Raw genomic sequence first — 26,156 nt, 5'->3', positions numbered from 1 at the left:
TGCCCCCTGCGTTGTTTTTCTCTTCTTCTCTCTGCTCTGTTGCGGCGTCATTCCACACAATTAGCAGAAGAGCCGGACTTTTGCTCGGGCAAGGAGGCGATCAGCGGGGCGCAGCGCGCCAGTTTCCGCAAGACGGGGATGGCTGCCGCGCCGAGGGCGATTTTGCAGACGTCATTCCACAGCGCGAGCTGCGGCACATTGGTGACGTAGGCGGCCAGCATGAGAACGGGGATGAGCACGAGGGCGGTGCGCAGGCGGCGGCTCGCCGCCCGCATGTTCGGCAGATTAAACACAATCACCGAGCCCAGAGCCGCGGCGCAAATGGCCGGTAAATCGAGCTGCCAAGGGTGCACGTACAGCCGACCGCTGACCAGACCGGCGAGCGTCAGCACGGCCAGTAGGAAGGCGGCTGCGGCGTTGAGAAGCGCGATGAGCCGCGTCTCCGGCACCCCGCGATCAGCGAGCAGCACAAGGTGACACCACGGCGCGAGCAGCGCGGCCGCCGACGTGAGAAGCGCCAGAGCCAGCTCGCCGACGAGGCCGCCCGCAAGGCTCAGGCGCACCGCCCCCGCCTCGGCGGCCGCCAACTCGAGCGCCGCCGCTGCCGCCGTGCAGAAGGCGGCAACAATCCCGAAGCGGGCGACGACGGAGACGGCACTTTTGGCCGCAGGGTGGATGAGCTGTTCGCTGTCCATGACAGGCAGGGGCGTCAGTCCCGCTCGGCAGGCGGCTCTGCTGATGATAACTCCGACTCGGCCGACGATGGGTCGCCGAGCGATGCTTCATCGCCGGCCGATGCCTCGTCGGCGGGCTCCGCCGTGAAGGAGGCGGCCGCGTAGGCGATGGGGAAGCGAGCTTTGCCCGAAAGGTCGCAGACTAGCTCGCTGTCCTCGTAGCCGAGCTCATCCATGAGCGCACAGACGGCAGGGCCTTGGTCGTGGCCGACTTCGAGCAAGACGACTGCGCGCGGCGCAAGATACGGCCGCGCCTCGCGGAGAAAGCGTCTCACGACGTCCAGCCCGTCGGGGCCGCCGTAGAGGGCGAGAGCCGGGTCGTGCTGCACCTCTGCCGCAAGCGCCTCGCCATCGGGCACGTAGGGCAGGTTCGCGACGACGAGGTCGTAGGGGCTCGGCGGCACGAGTCGATCGCCTCCTTCGCCTCCGCTCCAAGCGCTGAAGAGGTCGCTGCGATAGGTGCGCACGCGCGCGCAGAGCGCCGTGGCGTTTTCGAGCGTCAGCGCCAGGGCCTCGGGGGAAAGATCCGCCATCACGACCTCGGGTTCCAGCGGTGCCAGTTCGAGGGCGAGCGTGATGCCCAGCACGCCCGAACCGCAGCCCATGTCGAGCACCCGGAGCCCGCGGCGCCGCGCCGTGCGGCGCAGAGCCAGCTCGGCGAGCTCCTCCGTCTCGGGGCGCGGAATGAGGGCTCGCGCGTCGGTGCGAAACTCGCGTCGGTAAAATTCCGTGCTGCCCAGCAGGTGCTGCAGGGGCTCGCCGCGCCCGCGGCGGCGCAGCAGCTCGCGCAACTCGGCCAGCTGCTCTTCGGCGACGGGGTCCTCGTAGTGCAGATAAAGCCACGTGCGATCGCAGCGCAGAACGTGCACGAGCAGACTCTGCATCGAGTAGCGCGGCGCGTCAATGCCGCGCGCGTGGAGATAGTCGGTGCCCGAGCTGAGAATATCGCGGATCGTTTTCATAGTGAGCGGAAGCGAAACGGAAAAGAGATAGGCGGGTGAGCTCAGCCCTCGAGCTCGCTCATGCGCTCCTGCATTTCGGCGTGCTGCATGCCTTCGATGAGTTCGCCGAGGGCCCCCGTGCTCATCACGAGGTCCAAGTTGTAGGCGCTGTAGCCGATGCGGTGGTCGGTGAGGCGGTTTTGCGGGAAGTTGTACGTGCGAATCTTCTCCTCGCGCCCGCCGGAGCCGATGAGGGCCCGCCGCTTTTCGGAGTAGCTCTGCTGCGCCTCCTTCTGTTTCATCTCGAATAGGCGAGCTCTCAGAATACGCATGCCGGTCTCGCGGTTCTTGATCTGCGAGCGCTCCTGCTCACAGCGCACCATGAGCCCCGTCGGCAGGTGAAAAATCTGCACGGCCGATTCGGTGCGGTTCACATGCTGCCCTCCGGCTCCGCCCGAGCGGCAGGTCTCAATGCGCAGCTCCTCGGGGCGAATCTCGACATCCACCTCCTCGGCCTCCGGCAGCACGGCCACCGTCGCCGTCGAGGTGTGGATGCGCCCCTGCGTCTCCGTCTCCGGCACGCGCTGCACACGGTGCACTCCGCTCTCATACTTCAGGAATCGAAAAACCTCATCGCCGCTGACGCGAGCCGTCACTTCGCGGAAACCGCCGACATCGCTCGGCGCCGCATCGAGAATCTCGAAGTGCCAGCCCCGCTGCTCCGCATAGCGGCGATACATCCCCAGCAAATCCGCGGCGAAAAGAGACGCCTCGTCGCCGCCCGTTCCCGCGCGAATCTCGATGAGCGCATCGCGGTCCTCGGCGGCATCGCGGGGCAACAGGCTGTATTGCACGCGCTGCTCAAGCTGCTCGATTTTGGCGCTGAGCTCAGCCGCCTCGTCGCGGGCGAGAGCGGCGAGCTCTTCATCATCCCCCTCGGCCAAGCGGCGATTCTCTTCGAGCCGGCGGCGCAGGGAGCCGAGCTCTTCCCAGTCGCTCATCAACTCGCTCGTGCGCCTGTGCTCGCGCATCAGCTCTTCGGCCCTCGCCCGATCGCTGAAAAGCTCAGGGTCGGAAATCAGGGCCTCAAGCTCGGCCAAACGAGCGCGTCGCTTCTCGATGAGGGAAGAGTAGTCCATGCCGGAGCCCCATTGTAGCCCGCAGCCGATGGGCGCGCAAGCACAAAATATCCGCATTTGTCGCCGGAAGTTGATTTTGCTCTTGCCATTCGGTGCCGCAGCTGCTACAATACCCCTGCGCGTGAGCGCTGCGTCAGTCCCGTGGTGTAATGGTAGCACAAGAGATTTTGATTCTCTTTGTCTAGGTTCGAACCCTGGCGGGACTAGAAGACGACACCTACATCCGAAAGAGCCCTGCGGGTCACCCGCAGGGCTCTTTTTGCGTCGCTCAACAGCTCTTTCGGCGTCGCGCGAGCGCCTTGCCTTTGCGGCGCCGGAAACGCTTTGTCTTTGCGGCGCCGCAAAGGCTTTGATGGGGGAGTTCGCGAGACGGTGGAGGGTCCGCGAGACGGCGAAACGCCGAGACGGAGAAACGCCGAGACGGAGAAACGGCGAGACGGAGAAACGGCGAGACAAAGAGACAGAGAAACGGCGCAGAGCCGAGCTGCTGCGCCGTTTCGGGAAAAAGACAAATCGAGAGCGTGCATGCGCGGAGCCTGCTCCGCGCAAGACCTGTCGCGAGAGCGGGGAATCACAGATCCAGCGCTTCGGTATCATCCTCGAGCGGATCGCCGAGATCATCGTCGCCGGAGGAATCATCCATGTCCAAATCGAGATCATCCGGGACGAAATCATCCTCTGAGCCGCCGACTCCGGCAGCGGCGCGGGCATCGCGGGCAGCGCGAGCCTTCTTGTACGCCTCCTGCAGGCGAGCCTGCTCAGCCTTCTGCTCTTCGTCCGTCATCGGCTTGGAGATCAGGAAGCGGCGCTGCGTCAGCCCGGAAGCCTTGCGCGTCTCGATGCGGTACGAATCGTAGCCCGCATCGGCGAGAGAATCCATGATGGCCTTGCTCAGATCCTTGCGATCATCCGTCTCGCAGACGTAAACGCGATAATCGCCGAGATTCGGCAAATCCCACGCCGGCGTTCCGTCTCGCGGAATCAGAACACCCACGAGATTGCCGTGGCCGTCCGAGCAGAGCGCCCAAACCTTGTCCGGCTTGCCGGGAGCCGACGGAATCGAGATGTAGTACTGGGGATAGACGTAGGTGTGATGCTGAATCGTCGAATGCTTCAGCCAAGTGCGAAGGCCGCGAGCCGCACGATCCGGCAGCAGACCGGCCTCGTTGCAGTGGCGCGACGTCGGCTTAGCTGCATCATTGTAGCTGAACACCGAAATGCCGGAGCCCACCTTGATGTTTTCCGCAGCCTTGACGGGAGAGACGGGGCTGCTGCACGAAGAGATTGCCGCGGCGGACAACGCGACGCCGCAGGCGAGGGTCATTGTCTTGAGAAGAGAAAGATGTTTCATGTCGTCTATGTGTTCACCATTCTATCTCTTGCATGAGGGGGAACACAAGCAAAAACTTCCAAGCCGCGGCATTTTTTTGCACTTGGCGCGCTGCGGGCACCCTCCGCGCCGGGCTGCGTCGCTGGCAACGGGCCCTGAATGAGCGGCCGAAAACAGCGAAAACAAGGCTGAGAAATGTCTTGACGGACGTTTCGGGCAAGTTCATAATGTGAGCGATATGTTGCCTGTGATGAAATGGTTGCCCTCCATCGGGCGAACGCTTGTGATCGGCTCCTCCGTTGCGCTGCTCAGTGCCTGCGGCGGAGATGAGGAGAGTGAAACGGCCGAATCCGCCTCGGCTTCCTCAGCGCCCGAGCAGACGGTCCCGGCGTCTCCGAATGCCGCTGACGGCGATCGGGCAGCAGACACATCCTCATCGAACGGGGAAGGAGCGGCAGCGCCTGCGACGGGCATCAGCGCCCGCGACGCTCTCTTTGACCACCTCGTCTACTCCGCCGGCAAGGCGATGAGCGAACAGGCATCCGATCCCGTCTTCAACGAAAGCGTCAAACTGATGCTGGAAAAGATGGTCGCCTACTACGACGAGCTGGCAGCCTCCGGCAAAGTCACGCCCGAACGCGTGCGGCTCGGGCTGCGCATCGGCGAAGTCTGCCGCGACCTCGGCGCCTACAGGCGCGCCCTCACCTATTACGAAAAAGCCGAGAGCGATTTCAACGCCCTTCCCGAAGAGCGCCGCAACAGCGACGCGGGCCTGCGCGTTCTGAGCGCCATCAACAACGGCTTCGGCACCTGCCTCTACTGCCAGGGCCGTTTTGACGAAGCCCAAGCCCGCTACCGCCAAGCGCTCGAACTCGACCGAACCGCCTTCCGCCGTCTGGAGCCCGAACAGCGTCCCCTCACCAACGAGCTCATCAGCAGAAAGCCCGAGCTTACCCCCGCCGTCTGCGAGTTGCTCGGCTCTTACCGCTGCCTCGGTGACTGCATCCGGCAGACGGGCGAAATCGAAGACGCGCGCGACGTCTACAAAGACGGCGTGCGACTCGCGCAAGAGCTCTCGCTGCTCTCGCCGCCCATGACCATCAGCCTCTGCCGCCTGCTCAGCGACTTGGGCGACCTCGAGAGCGCCACCGGAAACTACGACACCGCTGCAAAGCACTGGGTCAGCAGCCTTCAGCTGATCAATACGCTGGAAAAAAACTCGCAGGCGAGCATCACGCCCCGCATGCGCCTCGACATGAACCGCATGAAGGCAACGCTCGTCCGGGCTCTTCAGGAGCTCCAGCGCCTCGAGCAGGCCCGAAAGGCCGCAGCGGAACCCGCGCCTGAGCCCGCCGTTGCCCCCGCTGCGGACGCTCCCGCTGATCAGGCAAGTTCTCCGGCTGAGCCCGCAGCGGCATCCGCTGACGCCCCTGCCGCCGCCGACGACGACCGGGCTGCCGCCGCATCATCCGGCTCCGCTGAGAACAAGACGGCTGACAATAAGAACGCCGCCTCCTCCGGCAAAGCGCAGAAACGCACCAAAAAGTCCTCCCGCTCGCGCTCGCGCCGCCGATGAGCACGCAACCGCATTCCTTCGCGCAACCCCATGGCAGAGTATCTGATCTCCGAAGCGGCACTGCTGCGCAATGCTCGTGAGCTGCAGCGACTGGGGAGCGAGAGCGGCGCTCGCATGCTCATCGCCCTCAAAGCCTTCTGCAACCCCACCTGCATCAGCCTGCTGAGGCCCTATGCCCGGGGGTGCTGCGCCTCCGGCCTCTACGAGGCCAAACTCGGCTCCGTCTGCCACGGCGGGCACATCGCCGTCTTCTCTCCGGCCTACCGCGACGACGAACTCCGCGAACTGCTCAACATCGCCCACCACATCGACTTCAACAGCCTCAGCCAATGGGCGCGCTACCGCAGCGAGTGCCTAGCCCACCCGCGCGTGCAGAGCGGTGAGCTGCAGCTTGGCCTGCGCATCAACCCCTGCCACTCCACGGGCCACACCCCGCTCTATGACCCCTGCATACCCGGCTCGCGGCTCGGCATCCCCCCGCAGAACCTCAGCGGTGCCGACCTGAGCGGCCTGAGCGGGCTGCACATCCACACCCTCTGCGAGCAGGGCGCCGCCGAACTCATCGAAACCTTCCGCGCCCTCGAGAACTCGCTCGGCGATCTCCTCGCCTCGCCGCAAATGCGCTATCTCAACCTCGGCGGCGGCCACTGGATCACCAAGCCCGACTACGACCGCGCCGCCCTCGTCGACCTGCTGCGCGACATCCGCCGTCGCTATCGTCTCGACGTCTACCTCGAACCCGGCGAAGCCTGGTTCATCCACACCGGCGTGCTGCGGGCGCAAGTCCTCGATACCTTTGAATCCCTCGGCTACCGCCACGCCATTCTCGACGTCAGCGCCAGCGCCCACATGCCCGACGTGCTCGAAATGCCCTACCGCCCCGACGTCTACTTGGCCGAGCCCTCTCCCGGCACCCCTGCCGGCGATCCCTCGCGCGAGCCCCTGTACCCGGCCGTGCAGCGCAGCGGCACCCGTTACATCGCGGCGAGCGAGAGCGGACAGAAGGCGTACGATTACCGCCTTGGTGCCCCGACCTGTCTCGCCGGAGACGTCATCGGCGACTACTCCTTTGACCGCGAACTGCGCGTCGGCGACCAACTCGTCTTCGACGACATGACGCACTACACCATGGTCAAAACCACGCACTTCAACGGCGTGCCCCATCCCTCCATCGCCCTCGAACGCGCGGACGGCAGCGTTGAAACTCTCTACCGCCCGAGCTATCAGGACTTTGCGGCTCAACTCGGCTGATGCGGCGCCTCGGTGCAGCGCCTTCAGTGCTCGCGCGACTGTCCGGCTCTCCGCCCCCGCTCGGAAAAAAAATGAGCATTTTTCGAAAAAAAGTGAGAAATAATGTTGACATTGCTGCCGTGTCCTGCTACAATCTCCCCGTCACCACGACGGAGGCAACCGAGAGAGGGTGAAGCCAAGAGCGAAGCCGAACAGGAGGTTGCCGCAGAGGGGTGGCAAACAGAAAGCGCCCGTAGCTCAATTGGATAGAGCATCTGACTACGGATCAGAAGGTTTGGGGTTCGAATCCCTGCGGGCGTGCTCCTTCAATGTTAAGCTGAGCAGCAAAGAGAACCGGTCCGCGCGACCGGCCTTTTTGTCTGAGCGGCCGAGCTTGAAGAGACATGGGGGCGTCCCGGTTTCGACTGAACATTCGAGGCGCCGGCTGCATGTGGAGGTTGAACGGCTGGCCTCCTTAAAAGCCGCTCAAACAATTAAATGCCTATTCCAAGAACGAATACGCAATGGCCGCGTAACTAACGCCGCCGGATCAGAACCCTGACGCCTGCTGGGGGTGACGATCTCAGAACAAGCAGGCAGGTGCACGGCGGGGAGACCGCGCCGTGCATGACACCAACAGGTCTCTAGCTTGGCGGAAGGCTGACGCAGAGCGGACCGCCGGCGAAGCAGCCAATCTGCGTCTGAACATGGAGATGCTTGCGTCAACAGTGTCCAGGACAGGGGTTCGATTCCCCTCGCCTCCACTCAACGCCCGGTCGGCACAGCGCCGACCGGGCGTTTTGCTTCCGCGCTGCACGCGCAGGGCGCCCGGCGCGGCGCGGGGAGGGAGAGGGGAAAGGCGTGGCGCTTTGCCGCCTGCGTTGGCCTTGGCTCAGGTGTTGATTTCGACGCAGAGCGAGGTATCGCCGAGGCTGAGGGTGTCTCCGTCGTTGATCGGGGTCTGCCGCTCGTAGATCGCAAGCTGCTGGCCGTTGACGTAGACGCCGTTGCGCGAGCCCTGATCGGTGATGACCAGCCCTTTGGGTGAAAGCTCCAGTTTGGCGTGGCAGCGCGACACGCTCTCTTCCGGGATGACGATGCGGCAGATGGACGGATCCCGACCGATGAAGATGCCCTCTCCTTCGCGCGGAAAATCGGCGAAGTTGATGCGCTTCTCCCACGGTTCTCCCGAGGGCAGGAGCCCGAAGAGTCGCAGGAAGCCCGGCTTGGCAGGGGCGGCCTCGGCCGGGTCGGAGAACAGGTGCGCCGCCGCGTCTTCCTCCTCTTCCGGCGGGGTGAAGACAGCGGGCAAACCGCGCCCCAAGTGCCATTTGAAGCGCAGGGCATCCTGGTGCGGCAGGGAGTGCAACAGGATGTCGGGGTAGGGGGTCGCGTTGAGCAACTTGGACTTCGCGGCGCCGGCCGGTTCATTTCGGCGGGCGGATTCTCCGGTCTTGAAGCGCGCGTTGAGCGTCTGCGCTTCGCTGCTCATCGATGCGAGAATCTCGGAGAGGGAGCCGGAGCCCGACAGGCCGATCGCCTCGTCCGCCCCGGCGTCGAGTTCGTCGAGTTCGCCGAGCGCGTCGACGGCTCCGTCGGCGTTGTCTGCACTGTCAGCACTGTCTGCACTGGCCGCGGCGAGCACTGCGTCCGTGTCCTCTGCACCGCCGGCGTTGTTCGCGTCGCCCGTGTCGTTCGAGCTATCCGAGCTGTCTGCCGCGGACGCTTCGTCCGCGGGGCGTTGGCTTTCGTCGGCGGGAGGCAGCGGGTACGGGGGCGCCGCCGGGGTGTTTCGAGCCGGCGGCGTCGGAAGAGAGCAGGGGGCGGCAGGGGGGAGGGCTGCATCAGCCGGGGCTGCGGTGGGTTGCGCTTGTGTGTCGTTGATCCCGGGCTGAGGCGTCTTGTCCATACGTCGTGTATTGTACCAGTCCGCGGCCTTGTTGACAATCAGAAAGTCATCTTGGCACCTGCAAAAAAAGCCCGCTGCGGGGTCGTCCCGCAGCGGGTGAAAAGCGAAGCTCGCTCGGCTGAGCGGCTCAGAGCTTGTGGCAGAAGTTGTCCTCGGGCTTCAGCGATTCGATGAAGGCCACCAGCAGGTCGATGCAGGACTGCACGTCATCGAGGTCCGCCGTCTCCACCGGGCTGTGCATGTAGCGCAGCGGCATCGAGAGGTTGGTGGCCGGAACACCCATGCGCGAGCGGAAAATCTGATCGGTGTTGGTGCCGGTGGTGCGCCCCGAGGTTTCACGCTGCATCGGGATGCCTTTCTCCGAGGCCAGCAGCTCGAGGCGCCCGTTGAGATTCGGGTGGCAGGCCGGGCCGAAGCAGAGGCAGCCGCCCTTGCCGAGGCGCACGTCGCCGTAGCGCCCCTTGTCGAGCCCGGGCGAATCCGTGGCGTGCGTCACGTCGAGGCAGATCGCGGCGTCCGGGCGGATGCGGTAGGTGAGCATGCCCGCACCGATGCAGCCGACCTCTTCCTGCACCGTATTGGCAAAGACGATGTTCCAAGCCGGCTTGATGCCGCGCTCCTTGAGCGCGCGCGCCACCTCGGCGGTGATAAAGCCGCAGAGGCGGTCATCGAGAGCGCGGCAGACAAGGCGCTTGCCGTTGTTGAGCATCAGCGGGCCGTCGCAGTAGACGCCGCGGTCGCCGACGCGCAGACCGAGCGCCTCGACCTCATCGCGCGAGTCGCAGCCGAGATCCACGTAGAGATCCCAGACCTTCGGCGCTTTGTCGCCGTCGTCGCGGATGTGGATAGCCGTGTTGCCGGTGATGCCGATCACTTCGCCGTCCGTCCCCTGAAAGCGGATGCGGCGGCCGCGGGCAATCGCGACGTCGGATCCGCCGAGGCGTTCGACGCGCACAAAGCCGTTCTCCTCAATGTAGCGGATGGAGAAGCCGATTTCGTCCGCATGGGCATCGAGCATCAGCGTCGGGGCATCCGCCTTCTCGGCGCGCAGCAGCGCCCAGGTCGAGCCGTAGGCGTCGCAGTGCTGCTCGTCGGTGAAGGGAGCGATGTAGGCGGCCCAGATGCGCTGGGCGTCCATTTCCAGCCCGGTCGGTGCCGGCGTGTCCAGAATCTGAGTCAGAAACTCAGAGGCTTCGTCAGATAAATTCATGGCCATAGGAGGTGTTTGTTTCAAAAAGGGGGGGAATGCGGCTCACATGTTGCGGTAGGCGATGTCCGAGCGGCGCTGCGAACCGTCGAAATCGACCTTCGCCGCCTCGTCATGAGCCTTGGTGCGGGCCTCGTCGAGCGTTGCGCCGCCCGCCACAATGGCCAGCACGCGTCCGCCGGCCGTCACCCAGCCTTCGGGTGTCTTGCGCGTGCCGCAGTGGAAGACGCGAGCCTCGCAGTCGCCCAGCCCGTGAATCAAGTCGCCCGAGTGCGACGAGGCGGGGTAGCCGGCCGAGGCGAGGATGCAGCAGACGCTCCAGCCCTCATCGAAGCTGATGAGCTCGGGCTTGAAATCGCCCTTGGCGCCGCTCAGGCAGAAATTGGCCAGATCGCCGCGCAGCAGCGGCATGACCGCCTCGCACTCCGGATCGCCGAAGCGGCAGTTGTACTCGATGACCTTCGGTCCCTGCGGGGTGAGCATCAGGCCGAAGTAGAGGAAGCCCCGGTAGGGCAGGCCGTCTTCGCGCAGACCGCGCACCGTCGGCGCCACAATCGTCTCTTCGATGGTGCGCATCAGTTCGGGCGAGGCCAGCTGCCGCGAGGCCACGGCGCCCATGCCGCCCGTGTTCGGGCCGAGGTCACCGTCCTGCAGGCGCTTGTAGTCACGCGCCGGGCAGAGGATGAGATACTCGTCATCGCAAATCGCGCCGAAGACGGAAATCTCCGGCCCCGTGAGATACTCCTCGACCAGCAGGCGACCCTCGCCGAAGCGCTTGTCGATGAAAACTTCGTTGAGGAAGGCCTCGGCCTCCGCCGCATTCATGCAGACGGCCACGCCCTTGCCCGCCGCCAGACCGTCGAACTTGAGCACGGTCGGGTACTGCCCGCCGATGGCCTCGATCGCTTCGCCGTAACCCGCAACGGCCTTGGCCGTGCCCGTCGGAATGCCGTGACGCATGAGAAAGTCCTTCGCGAACTCCTTGCTGGCCTCGAGCTGTGCGCTCTGCTTCGTCGGCCCCCAGCAGGGAATGCCCAGCGCGGCGCAGCGGTTGGCGAGACCCTCTTCCTTGACGAGGTAGCTCTCTTCGCCGGCGACGCACAGGTCGATTTTCGCGTCGACCATCCACTGCATGAGCTCATCGAAGCTGCCTGCGGGAATTTGGGCGGCAGTCTCGAGAATAGCATCGCTGCCGGGATACGTGTAAAGTTCAGGCTTGCAGGGGCTTGCAGCCAACGTCTCCACGAGCGCCTGCTCGCGGCCACCTTTTCCGATGACGGCTATTTTCATGTTGCCGCCATTGTAACATGATGGCGCGGCAATGCAAGCCGAAAGCGCAGCCCGTCAGGCGGCTCAGCCTCTCAATTCGGGCTTTACCGCGCCGCCGCCATCGTGTATAATGCGCGCGTTATGTTACAGGCAGGCATCGTAGGACTTCCCAACGTCGGCAAATCAACTCTCTTCAACGCGGTCACCCGCTCGCGCAAGGCGGAGGCTGCCAATTACCCCTTCTGCACCATTGATCCGAACGTCGGCATGGTCGAAGTGCCCGACGCCCGCCTTGCCGTGCTGGCGGAGATGAGCAAGAGCGAGCGCATCGTGCCCGCCGCCATTGAGTTTGTGGATATCGCCGGCCTCGTCAAGGGCGCCGCCGAGGGCGCGGGCCTCGGCAACAAATTCCTCTCCAACATCCGCGAGACGGACGCCATTGTGCAGGTCGTGCGTTGCTTCGAGAACGATGACATCATCCACGAGCTCGGTTCCGTCGATCCCGTGCGCGACATTGAAATCATCAACGATGAGCTGATTCTCGCTGACCTCGCCGCGATGGAGAAGCGCCGCGACAGCCGCATCAAGAAGGCTCGCGGCGGCGACAAGGAAGCGAAGGAAGAGATCGCCCTCATCGAGAAGCTCATCCCGCATCTCGACGCCGGCAAGCTCGCCATCACGCTCGAGCTCAGCGACGATGAGCGCAAGCTGCTCAAGAGCTTCTTCCTGCTCTCGAACAAGAAGAGCATCTTCGCCTGCAACGTCAGCGAAGACGAACTCGCCGACGCCATCGCCAACCCCGATTCTCACCCCTACGTCTCCGCCGTGCGCCGCTACGTGGCCGAGCACCACAACGCCGAAGCCGTCGTGATTTCGGCGCGCATCGAGGAGGAGCTCTGCGAGCTCGACCCCGCCGAAGCGCGCGAATTTCTCAAAGACCTCGGCGCGCAGGATTCCGGTGTGAGCGACCTCATCAAGGCCGTCTACAGCCTGCTCGGGCTGCGCACCTACATTACGACGGGCGTCAAAGAGACGAAGGCCTGGACGATTCCGGCGGGCGCCAAGGCGCCTCAGGCGGCCGGCGTGATTCACACGGATTTTGAGCGCGGTTTCATCGCGGCGCAGGTCGTCTCGTACGAGGACCTCGTTGCCTGCGGCTCGCTGACGAAGGCGAAGGAGCAGGCGAAACTGCGTATCGAGGGCAAGGATTACGTCGTGCAGGACGGCGATGTCATCGAGTTCCGCTTCAACGTCAGCAAGTAATCCCGCCTGACTGCCCGGCGTCCGCTTGAGCGCTCGGCGCACTCCGGCCCGGCACCGACCGCTGTTCCGCGACACGAAAACGCCCCGCCGTTGATACGGCGGGGCGTTTTGCGCGGAGACCTCGGCAGCACCCTCAATCGGGAGTGCCGCTGCGGCTCGCTTATTTGCCGGTCTTGCCGAGCGTGTAGCCGGCATAGCTCTCCGTATTGTAGAGAGGCTGCCCTTCCGGAACCGCGTAACCGATGCTCTTGCGGATGGCGAGGAAGTCGGCCACGCCCTCGGGCCCCACCTGATTGAGCGGAGCCTTGTGCAGACCCGCCATGAGAATCATGCGGCAGTAAGCGTCGGCGTTCTCCATGAACCACTCGGCCTCCTCCACGTGGCGACCGCCCGTGATGACGCCGTGATTCTCCATGAACACAACGGTCGACTGCTTCGACGCATCCGCCACCGCCTGAGCCGTCTCCACCGAGCCCGGCGTGCCGTAGGGCGCCAGCGGAATGTGGCCGAGGAAGATATCAGCCTCGGGGTTGATGCCCGAAGGCGGCGTCTGCCCCGCGAAGAGGAAGGCGTTGCAGTGCGCCGGGTGAGCGTGGATGCAGGAGTTGACACCCGAGGCCTTCATCATCGCAATATGCGTCTTCACCTCGCTGGTGGCGGGGCGGTAACCGGCCTTCTGGCGGGCATTCATATCGACGAGGCAGATATCCTCCTCCGTCATGAAACCCTTGGAGCAGAGAGTCGGCGAGCACAGCAGGAGATTCTGCGCTACGCGCACCGAGATATTGCCGCCGTTGCCGTCGACGAACTCGCGCTGCCAGAGGCGACGGCCGATGTCGACCATGCGCTGTTTGATGACGCGCAGCTCCGGCGAGTTAAAGAAGTCGGCGACCTCTTCGCGCGTGACGGGGTTGTATTTCTCCCACGGAAAGATTTTGTCGGGGAGGGGCGGAGTGATGTACCAATCGTCTTCTTGTGACATAGCGTTGTGTAATCAGGGGTTAAGGGATGTATAGAGCTCGCTCTGCGAGCCGGGTTCATAGGTGGTGTAACTGATGCCGAAGGCGTCGCGCGCCGCCTCGGGGCTCGCGCAGATGCCGGCTCCGGCCAGAGCGAACATCGCGGCTCCGAGCACCGTGCTCTCTTCGACATTCGACACGCGCACGGGCAGCTGCAGGATATCGGCTCGCATCTGCGTCCACACCTTGTTGCGCGCAGCCCCGCCGACGAGCAGCAGACTCTCGGCGCGGAAACCGCCCACCGATTCGAGCCGCTTGAGGCGCGACTTGAGGCGATAACTCAGCGCCTCCATCGCCGCGCGGTAGATATGCCCGCGCGTGCGGCCGAGCACCAGGCCGTTGATCGCGCCCTTTCGATCGCCCGAGGCCAGAAAATCGGGCACGAGACTCACGCCGTCGCAGCCCGGGGCAACCGCTGCCGCCTCCGCATCCATCGTGTCGTAGTTTTCACCGCGGTAACAGGTGGACTTCACCCACTCGATGATGCCCGAGCCCACCCACTGCAGACCCGGATTGTAGAGACCGGGGCGGGCATCGTACTCGGCCGTCGCGCCGTCGGCGTAGTCCTCGGCACTCAGCTCGGCCTTGCCGCTGCGCACCATCAGAATCTCCCAAGTGCCCGATGAGAGCACCGGCTGGTTCTCGGCGGCACCCGAGCCGAAAATCGCAAACTGCGTGTCGTGCCCGGCGGAAACAACCGGCACACCCGCCAGCTCGGGAAGCCCCATCGCCTCCGCCGCTGCCGGCAGCACCCGGCCGATGACTTCACCCGCGTCGACCATGCGGGGGAAGAGCTCGCGGCGCAGCCCCGCAGCCTCGAGAATGCGGGGCGAGAAATCGCCCGTCGCGAGATCCGTCATCTGCGACGTGCCGGCCATCGTGCGGTCCGTCGCCATGACGCCCGTCAGGCGGTGGGCAAAGATGTTGGAGATAAAGAGCCAAGCGCAGGCGCGATCCAGAAGCTCGGGGCGATTCTCCCGCAGCCAGATCAGCTTGTAGAGCGTGTTGAAGGCGAAGGCGCCGACGCCGCTGATGCGGCTGAGCTCCTCCTGCGCGATGTAGCGGTCGATATCGCGCATCACCTCGCCCGTGCGCGGGCACTTCCACGAGATAACGGGGTAGAGGAGCTTCCCCTGTTCATCGACAAGGGCGCCGTCGACGCCGAAAGTCGTGATCGTAACGGCTTTGACGAGGCGGCGATCGAGGCCCTCGAGGGCTCGTACCGCGCATTCGCTCAGCTGGCGGAAAATGCGATCGGCATCCCAGACGTGGAAGTCGGGATTCTCGTCGCCGGGCAGAGTGGCGTTGGGCTGCGAGGCTTTGCCGACGAGGCGTCCGCACTCATCGACCAGCATGGCGCGCACATTCGTCGCACCGCAGTCCAGACAGAGGATATACATGAGAAGCTGTCAAAAAGAAATGAAAGAAAGAGGCAGTCGCCGAGAGCTTGAAGGGCATGTCCCTCGGAGCCGCCGTGGCGCAGGCTTGACCGCCATGCCGCAGGTTCATGAGCCGAAGCCTCCCCGAGGCGCCGGAAAGACGCCTCGGGGAGCCCGCTGCATCAGCTGCGGCAGTGCCGCATCAGTACTTGCCGTAGAGCGGACCGAAATTCGCGCAGGCGCGGAAATCGGCACCCTCGAGATCCGTCGTGCCGTGCAGACCCCAAGCCGACGGGCGATAGATCTGACTCTCGGGCACATTGTGAGCGTAGACCGGAATGCGCAGCATCGAGGCCAGCGTCAGCACATCGGCACCGATGTGGCCGTAGGTGAAGGCCCCGTGGTTGGCGCCCATGTTGGCCATCACATTGTAGACGCTGTCGAAGGCACCCTTGCCCGTCAGGCGCGGCGTGAACCACGTCGTCGGCCAACCCGGGTCCGTGCGCTCGTCGAGCGTCTTGTGCACCTCGGCCGGCAGATCCACCGTCCAGCCCTCGGCCACGATCAGCACCGGGCCGAGACCCTTCACGATGTTGAGGCGCATCAGCGTCACGGGGACATCGCCCTTCGAGAGATAGCGCACCGAGTAGCCGCCGCCGCGGAAGTACTCGCGGTTGGCCGGGCACCAGACAGCTTGGCTGATCATCTTGTCGGCATCCTCCGGCGTGACATCCCAGTGCTTCTTCATCAGGGGCTTGCCCTCGGCATCCGTGCAGGCCATGCAGCCGTCGAGCGCGGCGGAACCCGAGTTGATGAGGTGAATGATGCCGTTGGCGGCTTGACCCGTCAGCTCGTAGCCCGTCACGCGCTTCACGGCCTCCGGGCTCCAGTAGGTGCGCACGTCGGCAAAGACATTCGCCTGACCCGTCAGCAGGTAGCCGAAGAGCAGGCAGGCACCGTTGAGCGAATCATTCTCCGTCGCGAAAGGCATCGGCGCACGCGGCCCGTTCCAGTCGAAGGTCGAGTTGAGAAGCGTCTCGGCGATATCGCCGTTCGGGTAAAAATCCGTCCAGTGGCGCTGGCCCTGGAAGCCGCCGACGAGAGCCTGATAGCCGAGGCTCTCCTCCTCGCGGTCGATCTCCTTGAGCTTCGGATTGCCCTGCATCATATCGCGGAAGATCATCGCCATGAGCACGCTCTCCTTGAAGGTGCGGCGGCGGCCTTCCTCATCGAGTTTCAGGTCGGGGCGGTTGCGATCCTCGGCAAACTTGAAGTGAGCATCGGCCCACTGCATCGCAATCTTGTACTCCTCCTCATCGTAGATCTTCTGATCGATACGGCGGCGCACCTCCGTCATATCGACGGCCTGCACGCGAATGCCGAGATATTTCTCCCAGAACGAGTGATCCACGATAGATCCGGCAATGCCCATCGAGCAGCCGCCGATCGAAAGATAGCCCTTGCCGCGCATCGTCGCGACGGCCAGACCCGCGCGGCAGAAGCGCAGAATCTTCTCCGCCACGTCCGCCGGAATCGACGTATCATCCGCGTCCTGAACGTCCTTGCCGTAGATCGAGAAGGCGGGCAGACCCTTCTGGTTGAGGCCGGCGAGAGCTGCGGCGAGGTAGACCGCGCCGGGGCGCTCCGTGCCGTTGAAGCCCCAGATGGCCTTGGGCATGCAGGGATCCATGTCAATCGTCTCGCTGCCGTAGCACCAGCAGGGCGTCACGGCGAGTGAAACACCGACGTTGTTCGCCTTGAACTTGTCTGCACAGGCTGCGGCCTCAGCCGGGCCGCCGATGCAGGTGTCGGCGATGATGCACTTCACGGGCTCGCCGGAAGCGTGGCGGATATTGGCCTCAATCAGCGCGGCGGCTGCCTTGGCCATATTCATCGTCTGATCCTCGAGCGACTCGCGGACGCCGAGGCGGCGACCGTCAATCGTCGGACGAATACCGATCGTGGGGAGTGTCGTTTTCATGAGAATATGATGTTTGATGGATTCGGAAAAGAGGGAATGGTCTTGCCGGCCTCAATCCTTGCTGTTGTGCGCGTTGCGGAAGCGCAGGGCATAGGAGAGCACGATGACGAGGCAGACGGCGAGAACGTAATAGCTGGAGCGCAGCGCGGCTTCAGGCCCGCTGTAGAGACCGAAGGTCAGCGCGCTGAGCGACTCGTGCTCGAGGCAGTAGGCGAACACGGGCGGAATGGCGGCACCGCCGAGAATCGCCATGACGAGCCCGGCTGCGCCGAGCTTCGAATCCTGCCCCAAGTTGCGCAGCGCGATGCCGTAAATGGTCGGGAACATCAGCGAGAGACAGCCCGAGATAGCCACCACGCAGAGCAGACCCGCGATGCCGGGCAGGTAGACGGCACCCATGCAGAGAGCCAGACCCAGAACCGCCATGAGCGCCATCATCGAGGCCGGGTTGAACTTCTTCATCAGAGCCGTGCAGACGAAGCGCATGACGATGAAGCAGCACATGGCCGCGATGTAGAAGTACATGGCCGTCTTGTCATCGTAGCCCATAACCTTGTCACCGTAGTGCAGTACGTAGACCCAGGCCATCGTCTGCAGACCGACGTAAAAGAACTGCGTGAGAACGCCCCAGCGGTAGCGCGGCCGCGCCAGCAGACTGCGCAGCGAGGCGGAGAAGGAGCGAGCGGGCCGGCTGTCATCCTCCTCGCCCGGGGCGGAGGCATTGGGCGTCTTGGTGAAGACGAAGGCGAACCACAGCAGCAGCACGACGGCCGCCAGCACCACGTAGGGCGTGACGAGCCAGATGAGGTTTTGGCTGAGCTGCTCATCGCTCAGCACCTCCCCGGGGCGCACCTGCACCATGTTGTCGAAGATGACGTAGGTGGCGACCAGCAGGCCGATGAGACTGCCGACGGGGTTGAACTGCTGCGCGAAATTGAGGCGGCGCACCGCCGTCTCCTGCGAGCCCATCGAGAGGACAAAGGGATTGCAGGTCGTCTCGAGAATCGAGCAGCCGCTGGCGTAGACGAAGATCGAGCCGAGGCAAATGCCGTAGCTGTGGAAGATGGCGGCGGGCACGTAGCCGAGCACGCCGAAGAAGAAAACGCCCAGCCCCAGCAAAACGCCCGCCTTGTAGCTGTACTTCTTGATGAGGATGGAGGCGGGAATGGCCAGAACAGCGTAGGCGCCGTAGTGCGAAGAGACGGACATGATCGTGCCCATCTCCGTCAGCTCGGGGAAGACACTGCTGAACGCCTTGACCAAGACCTCGGCCATGGCGTTGACGATGCCCCAGAGGGCAAAGCAGGTGACAAGCAGGATGAAGGGCAGCCGATACCGGCGCGGGACGATGGGTTCACTGGCGGAGGGTTGGTTTTGCATGAAGAGAGCTAGGTGTTAGACGTCCGGGGCGGGGTGTGCACTAAAGAATCGGCGAAACGCGCCGACGCAGGGCACCCCCATGATCTTATGGTAGCATGACAGCCCTGCTTGGCAAGCAAAAAAGACGGCCTTTTTGTCATATGGCGCCGCTTTGCCGCAGGCCTCGGCGGCGAACGAAGCCCCGATGCGGCGGCACAAGGCCTTCCTCCGCAGGGCTCGGCGTTCCTCCGCAGGGCATGGCGTTCCTCCGCCGGGTACTGCGTCTCGCCTCAGTTTTCATGCCGCCGAGGCAGGGGCTTGCGCGCCTCGCTCGCTCGGAAGCGCGTCCGACATCGCCTCAGCCATTCCGCGGCACGGGCGGAAAGGGAAAGCGGGGCTCCGGCCGTTGCGTCCATCCGGCAATACGGCCCATCCGGCAATCTGCCCATGCGGAAAATCCGGCAAATCAATCGGGCGTTGATGCCGCCTTGCTCATCAGGCGCATCGACTCCGCAGCCGCATCGCGATCGACGTAGTCGCCCTGCCGGAGGTGCTCCAGCAGAAGATCCTGCGGCGTTTTCCCCTCCGCATCCTCGGCGCGGGCATCGGCCCCGGCCTTGAGCAGAGCCCGCACGGTCTCCGTAGCGTGCCCGTTTGCCGCCGCGCAATGCAGCGGCGTCCGCCCTCGGCCGTCTTTGGCGTGCACATCCGCTCCGGCAGCCAGCAGCGCGCGCACCTTGCGCTCTCCGCAGCATAACTCAGCCGCCAGATGCAGCGGCGTTTCCCCCGCATCATTGGCGGCATTCACCTCGGCTCCGGAGACGAGCAGCAGGGCCAGCACGTCCGTGCGGCTCTCTCGGCGAACCGCTGCCAGATGCAGCGGCGTCCGCCCCTTGTCGTCCTTCACATTCACCTCGGCACCCGCCACAATCAACGAGCGCACCACCTCCGCTGAGAGCTTCTCGGCCCCGACCGCCAAATGCAGCAGCGACGAGCCGTTTGCATCCTTCACCTTGGCATCACCGCCCGCCGCCAACCACTCGCGCAGCATCTCGGCACGGCCCTGCTCGGCCGCGCGAATCGCCGGCGTTGCATCCTCGGGGCGAACACCCGCCTCAAACAAAGCGCGCACCGCTGAGGCTCTCCCCGTTGTCTCCACGGGCCTCAGCCCGTAGGCATCCTCGGCGTTCAGATCCGCCCCCGCCGCTGCCAGCACCTGAACCACGCGGCCGTCGCAAGCCAGATGCAGCGGCGTTCGGCCTTCCTCATCACGCGCATCGACGCGCGCGCCCGCCTCAATCAGGGCACTCACCGCCTCCGCACCACCGCGCCGCGCCGCTGCATGCAGCGGCGTCTCACCCTTCTTGTCGCGCGCTCGCAGCGGCGCTCCCGCTGCCGTCAGCGCGCGCACAACATCGGCATCGCCGCGCAGCGCCGCCCGATGCAGCGGCGTTCGGCCCCTCTTATCTCGGGCATGGACATCCGCCCCGGCCGCTGCCAGCCGGCGCACCGCCTCAGCACTCACCGCCGCGTGCAGCGCCGTGCCGCCGTCCTCAGCGCGGGCATCCGCTGCTTGCCCCGCCGCCAGAAGCCGCCGCATCGCCGCGAGATCATTCTTGGCGGCCGCGCGGATCAGCGGCGGCTCGCCGGAAGCCGCATCGGGCGCGGAAGACGCGCGATCCGCCCGGCCGACGCAGCCGGACAGCATGCCGCCGAGTAAGACGCAAACAAGCAGAAAGGAAACACTCATCGGAAAATACGGGGGGTGAAACACCAATGCTGACCCGGCCGTAACACAGTCTATGATAACAGCCCGCCCGCGTCAAGCCTGAAGAACCGCCTCGCCGAATCTCTGCAAGGCCCCGCCCCTTCGTGCCGCCGCGGGCTCAATGCGTCCCTCCTGAACGCCGCCCAGCTCCCCCGATCGGCGCGCGACATCAGTCGTTCCCCTCGGCAGTCGCCCCGGAAGCATCTCCCGTCAGCGGCGCCCAAGCAGGTGACAGTCCCCGCCGCATCCGCCGCTGCTGTATGAAACTCTGCGAAGGCCACAGATAACGAAAATTGCTCGTGAAGAACTCCGCGTCGGAAGCTCGCCCGCGCACCGCTTCCGCGGGCTCGGGCCGCGCCGCCGCATCGGCGGCGACCACCTTGGCGACGAGCTCCCGCGTCAGCTCGCCGCGGCTCACCAGCAACGCGGCAATCCCCGCCGCATCCGCGTCGAGGCAGGCGCGCAGCAGCTCTTCGCGGGCGCACGAGCTCCGGGACATCGGGAAGAGCGTGTCGCTCACCAGCTCCTGCGGAAGCGGCTCCGCGCCGGGAAGCAGCGCTACGGGTGCCGCCGCCTCCCGCAGCTGCGCCTCGAAAGCCTCGAGCGAGAACGGCAGCTGCTCAAAGAGCCGCTCCGCGAGCTCGAGGTTCTCCCGGCCGAGAATCCCCGCCCTCAAAACACCGAACATCAGCAACTCGCGGCAATCCCCCTCTCGCGCGCTGTCGACGAGAAAAAGCTCCAACTGCGGCCGCAGCTCGGGGCAAAGCGCATAGCGGCAGAGCAGCGGCAGCAGCACCCTGTCCAGCTCCCCGAGCAAGCCGCGAGACACGCTCGCGGCGCCCGCATCGCGCTTCCTGAGGCGCTGAAACTCCGCCAGCGCCTGCCGATAATCCTCCTCCGTCACCGTCCCCTCCATCAAGGCTCCGATTTTGTCGGCGCGGCGCGGATCCCGACTATTGTGAAGAGCCGTGCGCTTGAGCAGAGCGTCGTCGGCAGCCTCCTCCGAAGTCGGGGCAAAGAGATCCTCCGATTCGAGCAGGCGGCGCAACTCATCGGAGTCGAAATAATCACGTCGGCGCACCGTTTCAACCGCAGTGTCAAACTTCTGCATCCAAGGGCACTCCAGCATCAGCTGCTCCTTCTCATCGGGCGAGAGCCCGGGCAGACCCTGCACCTTCGCCTCGGCGAACATCTGCCGGCGCCCCTCGAGAAGCGCGCGCATCCGAGGCAGAGACGGCCGCACGCTATCCCCCTGCGACAGGCCGTCGAGCAGATCAATCAGCTCGACCGTCGCCGGAATCATGCGCCGGCAGACCGGCACGTACTGCTTGGCCGCCTCGGAGAGCACCGCCCGCGGCATCGGCGTCCCGAGACGCCTCAAGGCTCGGCGCATCTTCTTCGAGCCGAAGGCCCCGTAGCCCACCAAGCGAGCTTCGGCATCCTTCATATCCAGCAGCTTGGAATGGCATGCATCCGCCGTCGGCTTCAGCCGCTCGATGAGCTCCGGGGGCAGCCGGTGCAGCGGTCGAGCCCGGCGCGTCTCGCGCTGAATGCGGAGCAAAAGCTTGCCGAGCTGCGCTGCGGCCGCCTCGGCATCCTCGTAGCTGCGGATGGACGCGAGCAGAGCCGTCGCCTCGTCCAGCATCGGGATGAGGCGCTGCATATCCTCCAGATAGGGACGAACCCGCTGCTCGATGTCATCGGCAGAGTTTTGTGTCGGGGCAGCGGAGGGGGAAGGGGCGGTAGTGTCAGCGCCGTCGGCAGGGACCGCAGTTGAGACGCAGGGCATGGCGAGCGCGGCGAGAGTCGAAAGGAGCAAGGAACTCATGGCGAGGAAGATGATAGGGTGTTGCCGGGCGACTGAGGCTGAATCGCAGAACAAAGCTTGCAGCTGCCCCGTCCCCGCAGAATAGCAGAGCGACCTTTTGGTGTCAATCGGAAAAACACTTTTTAACAGGGCGGAAACGGCCGACTTGACAGCGTTCTGCCGCTGTGCTATAAGGCAGAGTCGTCATACGGATCCCGAACACCTAAGCTCTATCAACAAGATGATGAATGCCTCCCAACCGAATGCCGCCGACTCGGAGAAGCCGCTTGTCTACGACGAGGAGCAGGAAGCCAACGTCAGTGAGCACATCGAGAGTTATTTCGGTGAGTCTCAGCTCGTTTTACATGAATCGACCGGCACGTGGGTGCATGTCGATGTGCACATTATTTCGCCCACGCCCGGCTGCAACATGTATACGCTGGTCACGCAGGGGATGGGAGCTCGTCCTTTTGCGGATGAGGAGGGGCAGCCGCTCCGCTGTGAGCTGGTGCTCAATTTGCCACCGGACTGGGTGAGCGATCCGGAGGATTGGAACAGGCCGGATCGCCGCTGGCCCGTTGCTCTGATGACGCGCCTGGCTCGCTTCCCCTTTGTGACGGGAGAGCCGATCCGCATCGGGCATAGTTTTGATTTCGCGGATGATCTGAGGGAGTCGGGTAACATGAATTTTGCGGGTGTTGTGCTGCTGCCGCCGGGCGCCGCGCCGGAGGGTGCGGAGCACTGCTCGCTGGAGCTTCTGCCGAGCGAGGGGGAGGAGGAGTATGTGCAGTTTTTCCAGCTGATGCCCCTTTTCGCGGAGGAGCTCCGTCTGCTGCTGGATCAGGGCATTGCGGCGCTGCTGGATCGCTGCACCTTTGAGATGATGGCGATTGCCGACCCGAACCGCCTGAACGCCGTGGCGGATGCCGCGCTCATCGACGAAGAGAAGGAACACGAAGAGGCGCTCAGCGGCTGCCGCACGCTGACGGATTTCGTCAGCTATTGCGTGGAGCACGATCTGATCCGCTCCGGCTTCACGGCCCGCCATGCGGAGGCTGACTGGGCGCTGCGCACGGCTGTGGAGGAGGAGCTGCGCGACGAGGGCATGGAGGAGGCTCCGGTCGGGCTGCTGAAGGTGCTCGACGGCCCCTTGCAGTGCTGGGCGACGCAGGCCGTGTTGGAAGGGGCTGCGGTGGTCGCGGTCTATCGCGATGCAGTGCCGCCGATCAACAGCGGTTGGGACAGCGGATTGAACTTCCTGAGTGCCGAGGATCTCCTCGATGAGGATGAGGAGGAGGTTGACGCCGATGAGGCAGAGGACGAGGAGGCGGTCGAGAACGAGGAGGAGGTCGATGATGAGGCTGAGGCTGGGGACGATGATGAGGCTGAGGACGATGATGCGGCTGAGGACGACGCTTACGGCGAAGGGACGCGGCTGAGGCTGACGAACTTGCCCCGCATCGTTACGGTGAATCCGCAACTACTCGACATACTGGACATCGAGCCGGGTGAGCGCTACGTCCTCGGCGACGACGGGGCTTTTCACCTGCAGGAGGACGACGATGCGCTGCTGACGGGACTTTGATTCCGGCCGCGAGCAGCAGCTCGACGACTTCCGTACGGCCGTTGGCCGCAGCCGCATGCTGCGGACGCCGGGGGAAGCGAGACGCGGCGCTCAGGAGTGCTCCTCCAGAGAGCGCAGCGCCTCACGAGCCGGTTCATGGCCGGCTCGCGCGGCTTGGCGGAACCACTTCACGGCTTCCCGTCGCGAGTGCTCGACACCCCGGCCTTCCATGTAACAGCAGCCCAGTTCATATTGCGCCTCCGCATGGGATTCCTCAGCCGCCCGGCGGAACCACGCTGCGGCCTCGCGCTGCGATGCGGCAACTCCGACTCCGTCGCGATAACAGCATCCCAGCTCATAGGCCGCAGGACCCATCCAATTACCCTTTTCATAGGCCTTGCGATACCATGGAATCGCATCGCGCGCGGATTTGCCCTTCACCCATCCCATACGGTAGCTATGAGCCAAGCGATAGATGTATTGAGTGTCGCCCTCCAGGGTCTCCTGAAGCCACCATCTGGCCGCATCATTGGCATCCTGACCGCGCGTGAAACCCTCCTCCCAGAACTGCCAGTTGATGCGATTCTTTTCCTCAATCCTCTTGCCGACGCGTTCAAAGTAATAGTCCATTTCCGCCGGCGATAAATAAACCATTCTGCCGGCGATCTCTTCCTGTTCTTTCCCATCGGGCGAGGTCTCGTACAACGCAAGGTATTGCATCACATCTAAGGAGGGGAAAATGCCGATGGGAAGCATCTTGTCAACTTCGAAGCTGTAGGGCTCGTCAAGCTTCAAACGATCAAACAGAGCTTGCTTTCTCCCGGGGCGAATCTTCAGCCAGCTCTCTCTTTTGCCCCAACCCGGTGCGTCCGGGTCTGCGATACGGGCATTCGGGTGTCTTTCCAGAAGCTGTTCCAGCGACAAAGGGTCGTAGAGCCCCAAACCACTTCCCTCGTAGAGGTACGGTGAGCAGTGCGGCGGAGGCATTACCATATCCGCCTGCTCGCAGGAGCAGCACAGCAAAGAGGCACCCAGCAGGGCTATCCAAGATTGACGTCCTTGTTTCATCTCGCGTCTCCTTTCTGTGCGAGGGTACTTGGTGCTTCTTTTACCGTCGTTTCATCCTCAAAGGGCAAAGGCTTGAGCGATCGGTATCGAGTGCAGAAACTTTTGTCTGGGAGTTGCTTCTCGGCCTCCTGCAGATTGCCTACATTGTAAAAGGCGCCGACCATGCGATGAAAATCGGGGTGCCACAGCCGTACCAGCATCACGTAGCGGTTGGATCTCGTCTCTGTTTCTCCCGTCAGCACGAGCTTGAACTCTTTGGCTCCGACGACGTAGAGCTCCGTCCCGACCGGCAGCGTGTAGGCTCGGCAAAAGCGCGAATCCTCGTTCAGGATAGGCTCGGGAATCCGCATCGACATGTCCAGCAACTGGTGCCAGTCCGCATCATAATTTCCCCGATACGTCACTAGCCTCATCGGGTGAGTCAGGCGCACCCACTTGCCGCTGTGCGGCGTGCTCAGGTCGCGCGAGGATATGTCATACCGTTCTTCGGAATATGCGAACTGACCGGAATATGAAAACTGATGCTTCATCCATGTCTCCTCCCACCCGGGATCCGGATACTTGGGCGAGCAGCAGCTCAACAGCAAGGCTGCAAACAGAAATCTGCGTATCATGGGGCTGTGTCTTTCCGTCATGGGACTGTGTCTTTCGCGCGGCGAGGGCAGAGGCGTGCGCTCTGCCCTTGTGGCGAGGCTATCACGCAAGGCCTGCGGCGTCAAGCTCAAACGAGCTCGCCCGTGCTCGGTTGTTCCGCCGCGGTGGTGCCGATGCTGCCGGTTCAGTCGGTCGCGCCGTGCGAGCAGCTCGCGCACGCGCGCGGTATCACCGTCGAGTACGGCTCACCGCAAGGCTTTGTGCGGCGGGGTCGCGTCCGCGGCAGCGCCGCCCGCCGATGAGGTCGGCCCGGCGGCCGAGTCATCGGAGTCATCGGTGTCATCGGTGTCATCGGTGTCATCGGTGTCATCCGCGCCGTCGGAGGCGTCGGGGAGCCGGGTTGTCGCCTCAGGGCTCGGCTGTTGGCGGTGATACCGGTCGATGAAGTTCAGGATTTTTTCGCGCACGCTCGGGTTGATGAGCCAAACCTCGTAATACTCATTGCTGAGCGCAATTACCGGCACGTCGCAGGGCGGCAGCATGATGTCAACAGGGGGGCATCCGTCGGGCAGTTTCCAGTCGAGAAGGTAGGCGCCATCCTACATCTCCAAGACCGTTTCGGGGTAGACTTCCGATGCCGGCAGGTCACGTATGTCGTCTGCCGTCAGGGTGCCGATGAGCCGGGGGCGGAGGGTGTCGCGCGTGCCGTATTCGGCGCCGTGAAGGTCTTCCGGATGGGAGGGTGCGAGGAAATAGAGGGAGATCTCGCCTTGAGCGGCATAGGCGATGGTCGAGAGGTCGGCTTCCCATTTTTCCTGGCAGGGGTTTTTCCGGCATGGGGCCGCTGCTTCTTGGGCTGCGAGCGGGACGAGGCAGGCCGATAAGGCGACGAGTAGGGACAAAGATTTGATTTTCATAGGGGGATATTCGGGTTGGAAAAGGGCGGCTCTTCTGCTAATTGTGTGGAATGACGCCGCAACAGAGCAGAGAGAAGAAGAGAAAAACAACGCAGGGGGCAG

21 protein-coding genes, 2 tRNA genes and 1 other RNA gene are annotated in these 26,156 nt (G+C 64.1%); 7 read left to right on the top strand and 17 right to left on the bottom strand.

Features of this window, described 5'->3' with window-relative positions:
- Positions 1 to 47: 47 nt before the first annotated feature.
- The 3 genes from AC6UAL_RS08075 to prfA are packed head-to-tail and all read right to left on the bottom strand — an operon-like array spanning position 48 to position 2,814.
- Positions 48 to 695 carry a hypothetical protein gene (locus AC6UAL_RS08075; RefSeq protein ID WP_500682867.1) on the bottom strand — a complete coding sequence of 216 codons (648 nt, stop codon included), beginning with the start codon at positions 693 to 695 and terminating at the stop codon, positions 48 to 50.
- A 14-nt stretch (positions 696 to 709) separates the two neighbouring features.
- Positions 710 to 1,696: a peptide chain release factor N(5)-glutamine methyltransferase gene (gene prmC / locus AC6UAL_RS08070; protein ID WP_500682866.1), complete on the bottom strand. Its 987-nt coding sequence runs from the start codon at positions 1,694 to 1,696 to the stop codon at positions 710 to 712.
- Between the two features lie 41 nt (positions 1,697 to 1,737).
- The gene (prfA, locus tag AC6UAL_RS08065; protein WP_500682865.1) at positions 1,738 to 2,814 is read right to left on the bottom strand and encodes a peptide chain release factor 1; all 1,077 of its coding nucleotides are present in this window, start codon (positions 2,812 to 2,814) and stop codon (positions 1,738 to 1,740) included.
- Positions 2,815 to 2,949: 135 nt separating this feature from the next.
- Between prfA and AC6UAL_RS08060 the strand changes: the two genes are divergently transcribed.
- Positions 2,950 to 3,020, top strand: a tRNA-Gln gene (locus AC6UAL_RS08060).
- A gap of 365 nt (positions 3,021 to 3,385) precedes the next feature.
- On the opposite strand, the gene AC6UAL_RS08055 is transcribed toward AC6UAL_RS08060, so the two are convergent.
- Positions 3,386 to 4,165: a hypothetical protein gene (locus AC6UAL_RS08055; RefSeq protein WP_500682864.1), complete on the bottom strand. Its 780-nt coding sequence runs from the start codon at positions 4,163 to 4,165 to the stop codon at positions 3,386 to 3,388.
- 229 nt (positions 4,166 to 4,394) lie between these two features.
- Between AC6UAL_RS08055 and AC6UAL_RS08050 the strand changes: the two genes are divergently transcribed.
- The 4 genes from AC6UAL_RS08050 to ssrA all read left to right on the top strand — a co-directional run bounded on the left by AC6UAL_RS08050 (position 4,395) and on the right by ssrA (position 7,717).
- Positions 4,395 to 5,720 (top strand): tetratricopeptide repeat protein, encoded by a 1,326-nt coding sequence (locus tag AC6UAL_RS08050; protein ID WP_500682863.1) that lies wholly within the window; start codon positions 4,395 to 4,397, stop codon positions 5,718 to 5,720.
- A 30-nt stretch (positions 5,721 to 5,750) separates the two neighbouring features.
- The gene (locus AC6UAL_RS08045) at positions 5,751 to 6,971 is read left to right on the top strand and encodes a carboxynorspermidine decarboxylase (RefSeq protein WP_500682862.1); all 1,221 of its coding nucleotides are present in this window, start codon (positions 5,751 to 5,753) and stop codon (positions 6,969 to 6,971) included.
- Between the two features lie 226 nt (positions 6,972 to 7,197).
- A tRNA-Arg gene (locus AC6UAL_RS08040) sits at positions 7,198 to 7,271 on the top strand.
- 85 nt (positions 7,272 to 7,356) lie between these two features.
- Positions 7,357 to 7,717: a transfer-messenger RNA gene (ssrA, locus tag AC6UAL_RS08035) on the top strand.
- Positions 7,718 to 7,842: 125 nt separating this feature from the next.
- Here the strand turns inward: ssrA and AC6UAL_RS08030 are convergent.
- The 3 genes from AC6UAL_RS08030 to purD form a co-directional block, all read right to left on the bottom strand.
- Positions 7,843 to 8,859, bottom strand: coding sequence for an FHA domain-containing protein (locus AC6UAL_RS08030; RefSeq protein WP_500682861.1), 1,017 nt, complete (start codon positions 8,857 to 8,859; stop codon positions 7,843 to 7,845).
- Positions 8,860 to 8,986: 127 nt separating this feature from the next.
- Positions 8,987 to 10,069, bottom strand: coding sequence for a M42 family metallopeptidase (locus tag AC6UAL_RS08025; RefSeq protein ID WP_500682860.1), 1,083 nt, complete (start codon positions 10,067 to 10,069; stop codon positions 8,987 to 8,989).
- Positions 10,070 to 10,111: 42 nt separating this feature from the next.
- Positions 10,112 to 11,356: a phosphoribosylamine--glycine ligase gene (gene purD, locus AC6UAL_RS08020; protein WP_500682859.1), complete on the bottom strand. Its 1,245-nt coding sequence runs from the start codon at positions 11,354 to 11,356 to the stop codon at positions 10,112 to 10,114.
- Positions 11,357 to 11,476: 120 nt separating this feature from the next.
- Between purD and ychF the strand changes: the two genes are divergently transcribed.
- Positions 11,477 to 12,598 carry a redox-regulated ATPase YchF gene (gene ychF / locus AC6UAL_RS08015; RefSeq protein WP_500682858.1) on the top strand — a complete coding sequence of 374 codons (1,122 nt, stop codon included), beginning with the start codon at positions 11,477 to 11,479 and terminating at the stop codon, positions 12,596 to 12,598.
- 160 nt (positions 12,599 to 12,758) lie between these two features.
- Here the strand turns inward: ychF and AC6UAL_RS08010 are convergent, their stop codons facing one another.
- From AC6UAL_RS08010 to AC6UAL_RS07985, 6 genes are all read right to left on the bottom strand, one after another.
- Positions 12,759 to 13,580, bottom strand: coding sequence for a class II aldolase/adducin family protein (locus tag AC6UAL_RS08010; protein ID WP_500682857.1), 822 nt, complete (start codon positions 13,578 to 13,580; stop codon positions 12,759 to 12,761).
- A gap of 12 nt (positions 13,581 to 13,592) precedes the next feature.
- A complete protein-coding gene (fucK, locus tag AC6UAL_RS08005; RefSeq protein ID WP_500682856.1) occupies positions 13,593 to 15,017 on the bottom strand; it encodes an L-fuculokinase in 1,425 nt (474 codons plus the stop codon).
- A gap of 181 nt (positions 15,018 to 15,198) precedes the next feature.
- The gene (locus AC6UAL_RS08000; protein WP_500682855.1) at positions 15,199 to 16,977 is read right to left on the bottom strand and encodes an L-fucose isomerase; all 1,779 of its coding nucleotides are present in this window, start codon (positions 16,975 to 16,977) and stop codon (positions 15,199 to 15,201) included.
- Positions 16,978 to 17,028: 51 nt separating this feature from the next.
- The gene (gene fucP / locus AC6UAL_RS07995; protein WP_500682854.1) at positions 17,029 to 18,357 is read right to left on the bottom strand and encodes an L-fucose:H+ symporter permease; all 1,329 of its coding nucleotides are present in this window, start codon (positions 18,355 to 18,357) and stop codon (positions 17,029 to 17,031) included.
- A gap of 445 nt (positions 18,358 to 18,802) precedes the next feature.
- Positions 18,803 to 20,086, bottom strand: coding sequence for an ankyrin repeat domain-containing protein (locus tag AC6UAL_RS07990; RefSeq protein WP_500682853.1), 1,284 nt, complete (start codon positions 20,084 to 20,086; stop codon positions 18,803 to 18,805).
- Positions 20,087 to 20,273: 187 nt separating this feature from the next.
- Positions 20,274 to 21,932, bottom strand: coding sequence for a hypothetical protein (locus AC6UAL_RS07985; RefSeq protein ID WP_500682852.1), 1,659 nt, complete (start codon positions 21,930 to 21,932; stop codon positions 20,274 to 20,276).
- Positions 21,933 to 22,152: 220 nt separating this feature from the next.
- On the opposite strand from AC6UAL_RS07985, the gene AC6UAL_RS07980 reads away from it, so the two are divergent.
- On the top strand, positions 22,153 to 23,496 hold the full coding sequence (locus AC6UAL_RS07980) for a suppressor of fused domain protein (RefSeq protein ID WP_500682851.1): 1,344 nt from the start codon (positions 22,153 to 22,155) through the stop codon (positions 23,494 to 23,496).
- A 90-nt stretch (positions 23,497 to 23,586) separates the two neighbouring features.
- Here AC6UAL_RS07980 and AC6UAL_RS07975 read toward each other — a convergent pair whose 3' ends face one another.
- From AC6UAL_RS07975 to AC6UAL_RS07960, 4 genes are all read right to left on the bottom strand, one after another.
- Positions 23,587 to 24,543, bottom strand: coding sequence for a tetratricopeptide repeat protein (locus AC6UAL_RS07975; RefSeq protein WP_500682850.1), 957 nt, complete (start codon positions 24,541 to 24,543; stop codon positions 23,587 to 23,589).
- Positions 24,540 to 25,157 carry a hypothetical protein gene (locus tag AC6UAL_RS07970; RefSeq protein WP_500682849.1) on the bottom strand — a complete coding sequence of 206 codons (618 nt, stop codon included), beginning with the start codon at positions 25,155 to 25,157 and terminating at the stop codon, positions 24,540 to 24,542. Before AC6UAL_RS07970 ends, AC6UAL_RS07975 begins: the two co-directional genes overlap by 4 nt.
- 225 nt (positions 25,158 to 25,382) lie before the next feature.
- Positions 25,383 to 25,679, bottom strand: coding sequence for a hypothetical protein (locus tag AC6UAL_RS07965; protein WP_500682848.1), 297 nt, complete (start codon positions 25,677 to 25,679; stop codon positions 25,383 to 25,385).
- Positions 25,680 to 25,736: 57 nt separating this feature from the next.
- Positions 25,737 to 26,054, bottom strand: coding sequence for a hypothetical protein (locus tag AC6UAL_RS07960; protein ID WP_500682847.1), 318 nt, complete (start codon positions 26,052 to 26,054; stop codon positions 25,737 to 25,739).
- Positions 26,055 to 26,156 lie beyond the last annotated feature (102 nt).

The sequence above is a fragment of the Candidatus Parakkermansia intestinigallinarum genome, from assembly GCF_944389695.1.
GTDB classification, from domain to species: domain Bacteria; phylum Verrucomicrobiota; class Verrucomicrobiia; order Verrucomicrobiales; family Akkermansiaceae; genus Akkermansia; species Akkermansia intestinigallinarum.
The sequence above is the reverse complement of the archived record's forward strand: the minus strand, read 5'-3'. Positions and strand labels throughout refer to the sequence as shown.

What these genes read in the sequence shown, in the direction of transcription:
- AC6UAL_RS07970 (WP_500682849.1), bottom strand. Translation starts at nt 25,157, where the DNA reads ATGATACGCAGATTTCTGTTTGCAGCCTTGCTGTTGAGCTGCTGCTCG.
- prfA (WP_500682865.1), bottom strand. Translation starts at nt 2,814, where the DNA reads ATGGACTACTCTTCCCTCATCGAGAAGCGACGCGCTCGTTTGGCCGAG.
- AC6UAL_RS07980 (WP_500682851.1), top strand. Translation starts at nt 22,153, where the DNA reads ATGATGAATGCCTCCCAACCGAATGCCGCCGACTCGGAGAAGCCGCTT.
- AC6UAL_RS08010 (WP_500682857.1), bottom strand. Translation starts at nt 13,580, where the DNA reads ATGTCACAAGAAGACGATTGGTACATCACTCCGCCCCTCCCCGACAAA.
- prmC (WP_500682866.1), bottom strand. Translation starts at nt 1,696, where the DNA reads ATGAAAACGATCCGCGATATTCTCAGCTCGGGCACCGACTATCTCCAC.
- AC6UAL_RS07990 (WP_500682853.1), bottom strand. Translation starts at nt 20,086, where the DNA reads ATGAGTGTTTCCTTTCTGCTTGTTTGCGTCTTACTCGGCGGCATGCTG.
- AC6UAL_RS08050 (WP_500682863.1), top strand. Translation starts at nt 4,395, where the DNA reads ATGAAATGGTTGCCCTCCATCGGGCGAACGCTTGTGATCGGCTCCTCC.
- AC6UAL_RS08075 (WP_500682867.1), bottom strand. Translation starts at nt 695, where the DNA reads ATGGACAGCGAACAGCTCATCCACCCTGCGGCCAAAAGTGCCGTCTCC.
- AC6UAL_RS07960 (WP_500682847.1), bottom strand. Translation starts at nt 26,054, where the DNA reads ATGAAAATCAAATCTTTGTCCCTACTCGTCGCCTTATCGGCCTGCCTC.
- AC6UAL_RS08055 (WP_500682864.1), bottom strand. Translation starts at nt 4,165, where the DNA reads ATGAAACATCTTTCTCTTCTCAAGACAATGACCCTCGCCTGCGGCGTC.
- fucK (WP_500682856.1), bottom strand. Translation starts at nt 15,017, where the DNA reads ATGTATATCCTCTGTCTGGACTGCGGTGCGACGAATGTGCGCGCCATG.
- AC6UAL_RS07985 (WP_500682852.1), bottom strand. Translation starts at nt 21,932, where the DNA reads ATGAGTTCCTTGCTCCTTTCGACTCTCGCCGCGCTCGCCATGCCCTGC.
- ychF (WP_500682858.1), top strand. Translation starts at nt 11,477, where the DNA reads ATGTTACAGGCAGGCATCGTAGGACTTCCCAACGTCGGCAAATCAACT.
- fucP (WP_500682854.1), bottom strand. Translation starts at nt 18,357, where the DNA reads ATGCAAAACCAACCCTCCGCCAGTGAACCCATCGTCCCGCGCCGGTAT.
- AC6UAL_RS07965 (WP_500682848.1), bottom strand. Translation starts at nt 25,679, where the DNA reads ATGCTGCCGCCCTGCGACGTGCCGGTAATTGCGCTCAGCAATGAGTAT.
- purD (WP_500682859.1), bottom strand. Translation starts at nt 11,356, where the DNA reads ATGAAAATAGCCGTCATCGGAAAAGGTGGCCGCGAGCAGGCGCTCGTG.
- AC6UAL_RS07975 (WP_500682850.1), bottom strand. Translation starts at nt 24,543, where the DNA reads ATGAAACAAGGACGTCAATCTTGGATAGCCCTGCTGGGTGCCTCTTTG.
- AC6UAL_RS08045 (WP_500682862.1), top strand. Translation starts at nt 5,751, where the DNA reads ATGGCAGAGTATCTGATCTCCGAAGCGGCACTGCTGCGCAATGCTCGT.
- AC6UAL_RS08025 (WP_500682860.1), bottom strand. Translation starts at nt 10,069, where the DNA reads ATGAATTTATCTGACGAAGCCTCTGAGTTTCTGACTCAGATTCTGGAC.
- AC6UAL_RS08000 (WP_500682855.1), bottom strand. Translation starts at nt 16,977, where the DNA reads ATGAAAACGACACTCCCCACGATCGGTATTCGTCCGACGATTGACGGT.
- AC6UAL_RS08030 (WP_500682861.1), bottom strand. Translation starts at nt 8,859, where the DNA reads ATGGACAAGACGCCTCAGCCCGGGATCAACGACACACAAGCGCAACCC.